General features: G+C 47.7%; 6 protein-coding genes. All 6 read left to right on the top strand.

The annotated features are described in order from the left end of the window. On the top strand, window positions 1–321 hold a 321-nt coding region (locus GRP75_RS20160; RefSeq protein WP_272917226.1), incomplete at its 5' end, for a 3-oxoacyl-[acyl-carrier-protein] synthase III C-terminal domain-containing protein. Window positions 322–402: 81 nt separating this feature from the next. Next, a complete protein-coding gene (fabD, locus tag GRP75_RS20155) occupies window positions 403–1,347 on the top strand; it encodes an ACP S-malonyltransferase (RefSeq protein WP_160790178.1) in 945 nt (314 codons plus the stop codon). A gap of 50 nt (window positions 1,348–1,397) precedes the next feature. Continuing rightward, window positions 1,398–2,147, top strand: coding sequence for a 3-oxoacyl-[acyl-carrier-protein] reductase (gene fabG, locus GRP75_RS20150; RefSeq protein WP_160790179.1), 750 nt, complete (start codon window positions 1,398–1,400; stop codon window positions 2,145–2,147). A 108-nt stretch (window positions 2,148–2,255) separates the two neighbouring features. Continuing rightward, on the top strand, window positions 2,256–2,489 hold the full coding sequence (locus GRP75_RS20145) for an acyl carrier protein (protein WP_007429985.1): 234 nt from the start codon (window positions 2,256–2,258) through the stop codon (window positions 2,487–2,489). A gap of 228 nt (window positions 2,490–2,717) precedes the next feature. After that, window positions 2,718–3,956: a beta-ketoacyl-ACP synthase II gene (gene fabF, locus GRP75_RS20140; RefSeq protein ID WP_023988165.1), complete on the top strand. Its 1,239-nt coding sequence runs from the start codon at window positions 2,718–2,720 to the stop codon at window positions 3,954–3,956. Window positions 3,957–3,968: 12 nt separating this feature from the next. Next, a partial coding sequence (locus GRP75_RS20135) for a ribonuclease III domain-containing protein (protein ID WP_272917225.1) occupies window positions 3,969–4,230 on the top strand: 262 nt, incomplete at its 3' end.

Here is a 4,230-nt window from a genome sequence, read left to right as displayed (position 1 = left end):
GTGTTCAAGTTCGCGGTTCGTGTTATGGGAACGGCAACGGTCGATGTGTTGGAAAAAGCAGGGCTGTCCAAAGATGATATTGATCTGTTCGTTCCGCATCAAGCCAATGTTCGCATCATCCAATCGGCGATGCAACGTCTGGATTTACCAGAGGAAAAGGTAGTTGTTAATGTTCATAAATATGCGAATACATCGGCAGCATCAATCCCTCTCGCTCTTGTGGAAGCAGCTGAGGAAGGCCGCATGAAGGAAGGCGACCGTGTATTAATGGTGGGCTTTGGCGGTGGCTTGACCTGGGGAGCGTCGGTTCTTGTCTGGTAATAAGATGGAAGTTTTGATATAATATTGAATTTGTGTAGTGTTTTACAGGACAAGCATTGGATACAGAGAGGTGCATACACGATGGGCAAAACGGCATTTATATTTCCCGGTCAGGGTTCACAAGCTGTAGGTATGGCTAAAGATGCTTATGAAGCAGTTCCAGCTGCAACAGAAGTATTTCGCCAAGCGGACGAACGGTTAGGGTTCGCACTAAGCACACTGATTTTTGAAGGGCCGGACACAGCTTTGAAGCAAACATCCAATACGCAGCCTGCACTGTTAACGGCGAGCATTGCGTTGTATGAAGCGTTCAAGGAAAAAATGGGCATTCATCCCGATTATGTGGCTGGACACAGTCTAGGAGAATACAGCGCGCTAGTCGCTTCCGGTGTCCTCGCATTTGAGGATGCGGTTGAAATCGTTCGTACACGTGGCGAGTTCATGGAGCAGGCCATTCCTGATGGGCAAGGCGGGATGGCTGCTGTGTTGGGAGCTGATCGTGAAGCATTGGCAGCATTGTGCCGTGATATTACGGAGTCTGGTCAACTGGTCGAACTAGCCAACATCAATTGTCCTGGACAAATTGTTGTATCTGGTACGAAGGAGGGCGTAGCTGCTGTCGCTGAACGTGTGAAGGAAGCAGGAGGCAAGCGCGCTATTTCTCTGGAGGTTAGCGGTCCTTTCCACTCGTCATTGATGAAGGAAGCAGCGACCAAGCTCTCCGGCAAGTTGGAGGCTGTAATTTTCTCGAAAGCTCAGGTTCCGGTTGTTGCTAATGTAACAGCTAAACCTGTACGTGAGGGGAGCGAAGTTCGCCAACTGTTGGTGGATCAGGTCTATTCTCCGGTACTGTGGGAAGACAGTGTAGCATGGCTACTAGAACAAGGTGTTGACACCTTTGTTGAGTTTGGACCGGGAAGTGTATTGACTGGACTGGTTAAAAAAATCGACAAAACGGTTAAGCTGTATAATATAAGCAGCCTGGAGTCGTTTGCTTCTGTAACGGAAGCCTTGGAGGCCCGTTAAAAGTATAATCATTGCCTTAACGGGTTATATACTTGCAAGGGGGGACTATGATGTCTAAGCCATTGAGTGGAAAAGCGGCGCTCGTTACGGGAGCGGCGCGCAGAATTGGCCGTGGTATTGCGCTGGCGCTGGCTGAAGCAGGTGCTAATGTGGCGGTAAACTATGCTGGTAGTGAAGCGGCTGCGACTGAGGTAGCAGAGCAGATTCGTGCCAACGGTGTAGAGGCTATTACAGTTCAGGCAAATGTCGGTCGCGCTGACGAAGCAGATCAGTTGATCAAGGATGTGATTGGCGCTTGGGGCAAGATTGACATCCTGGTGAATAATGCCGGCATAACAAGAGATAATTTAATCATGCGCATGAAGGAAGAGGAATTCGATCAGGTGATCGAAACGAATCTGAAGGGTGTGTTTAATTGTCTTAAGGCGGCAACACGTCCAATGATGAAGCAGCGTTCTGGCCGAATTATCAATATCTCATCCGTGGTTGGTGTACTTGGCAACGCAGGACAAGCCAACTACGTTGCTGCTAAAGCAGGGGTAATTGGTCTTACCAAATCCTCTGCTCGAGAGCTTGCTTCGAGAGGTATTACAGTGAACTGTGTGGCTCCTGGATTCATCGATACTGAGATGACGCAGGTGCTGGCTGATGATTTGCGTGACAATATGCTGAGCGGTATTCCGCTGGCCCGTCTTGGACGGCCTGAGGAAATTGCTGACGTGGTGCTGTTCTTGGCCTCGGATGCTTCCTCATATATGACGGGCCAGACTTTGCATGTGGATGGCGGCATGTATATGTAGTAGCATGTTGCCAATCCGCATGCCCCGATGAAGAGTTGTCAATGAAAACTCTCTTCTATGGCATTTTAATTGTAATTTTCGTATAATACCTAAGAGGAGGTGAGCCGGATGTCCGATGTATTGGAGCGCGTAAAACGCATTGTCGTTGACCGTTTGGGAGCCGACGAAGCCGAAGTTACACTTGAAGCATCTTTTAAAGATGATTTAGGCGCTGATTCTCTCGATGTAGTTGAATTGGTAATGGAATTGGAAGATGAGTTTGATATGGAAATCTCTGATGAAGATGCAGAGAAAATTACAACTGTAGGTGAAGTTGTGAAGTACATACAATCTCATACCTAATTCATGTCATCAAAAGTCCCGTTCTGTTACAGGCGGGACTTTCTCCTAATTATACAGATTGAACTAAAGACGGAATTGCCGCGTGTTTTTGAGTCTGGCTCAGCTTCACTTAGTCAAAGGCTGAGGAGTATGCGGCATTACTAACTTTAGTTGATTCTATATTATTTTTACGCACAAGAGAGTGCGGTCTTAAAATACAATATGCAGTAGACATAGAGGTGATTATCTTTGAAACAACGTGTTGTCATAACAGGAATGGGTGTAATCACTTCGCTGGGACAGGATTTGAACACACTATGGGATAATCTGATGGCTGGAAAATCCGGCGTCAGTGAAATCGAAGCTTTCGATACAAGTGAGTACACTACGAAAATAGCCGCTTCCATTAAAGATTTTAATCCAGAGGATTATATTGAACGTAAGGATGCGCGTAAAATGGACCGCTTTGTGCAGTTTGCGGTTGCTGCTAGTAAATTGGCGCTTGAGGACAGCGGACTTGTAATCGGAGAAAATGCGGATGCTGAGCGTGTTGGTGTATCTGTCGGTTCCGGTATTGGTGGATTGGGAACTTGGGAGGATCAGCACAACGCACTGATTGAAAAAGGACCTAAACGCGTAAGCCCTTTCTTCATCCCGATGATGATTGCTAATATGGGTTCCGGTCAAGTGTCAATTTCACTCGGTGCTAAAGGCCCCAATACATCACCGGTTACGGCTTGTGCCACGGGCAGTCATGCTATTGGTGATTCCTTCCGCATGATTCAGCGTGGTGACGCAGACGCCATGATTTGCGGAGGAGCTGAGGCGACTATTCGTCCGATTGGTATGGCTGGATTTTGTTCCATGCGAGCAATGTCCACGCGTAACGACGAGCCTGAAAAGGCAAGCCGTCCTTTTGATACCGAAAGAGACGGGTTTGTTATGGGCGAAGGCTCTGGTGTTCTTATTCTAGAATCGTTGGATCATGCTTTGAAGCGTGGTGCGCGTATTTACGGTGAAGTGATTGGCTACGGTCTTTCTGGCGATGCCCATCATATGACGGAGCCTGATCCAGAGGGAGCAGCACGCTGCATTAGAATGGCGATCCGTGATGCTGGATTGAATCCTGAAGAGATTGATTATATCAATGCACATGGTACATCTACGCCAGTCGGTGATAAATCCGAAACGGAAGCAGTCAAGAAAACGCTGGGAGAGCATGCCTATAAGGTAGCGATCAGCTCAACTAAGTCGATGACAGGGCATTTATTGGGTGCAGCGGGCGGCGTTGAAGCCGTGATCTGTGGTCTCGCCCTTCAGCATCAGACGATTCCGCCAACGATTAATTTGGATAATCAAGACCCGGCATGCGATCTTGATTATGTACCTAATAAGCCGAGAAAAGCGGAACTGAATGTGGTTATGTCCAATTCCTTTGGTTTTGGCGGTCACAATGCTACGGTTATTCTAAAAAAATATGAAGCATAAGGGGTCAGTTCGTTGAGTGGAGACTTGAAGCAATTACAGCAGAAACTTCATATTCAATTCAACAATCGGCAGCTTCTGAAGCAGGCCTTTACGCACGCTTCCTACGTAAACGAACATCGGTTCAGTCAGCATGCAGACAATGAGCGTCTTGAATTTTTAGGTGACGCTGTTCTGGAACTGACGGTGTCCGAGCAATTGTACAATCAGTACCCTAACCGACCCGAAGGCTCACAGACAATAGCTGCACGCAGCTTGGTGAGTTCGCCTTCGGGTC

The organism is Paenibacillus sp. OT2-17, from assembly GCF_009827695.1.
GTDB classification, from domain to species: Bacteria; Bacillota; Bacilli; order Paenibacillales; family Paenibacillaceae; genus Paenibacillus; species Paenibacillus polymyxa_B.
The sequence above is the reverse complement of the archived record's forward strand: the minus strand, read 5'-3'. Positions and strand labels throughout refer to the sequence as shown.

Coding starts and splice junctions, on each gene's coding strand:
- fabD (WP_160790178.1), top strand. CDS start 403: ATGGGCAAAACGGCATTTATATTTCCCGGTCAGGGTTCACAAGCTGTA.
- fabG (WP_160790179.1), top strand. CDS start 1,398: ATGTCTAAGCCATTGAGTGGAAAAGCGGCGCTCGTTACGGGAGCGGCG.
- GRP75_RS20145 (WP_007429985.1), top strand. CDS start 2,256: ATGTCCGATGTATTGGAGCGCGTAAAACGCATTGTCGTTGACCGTTTG.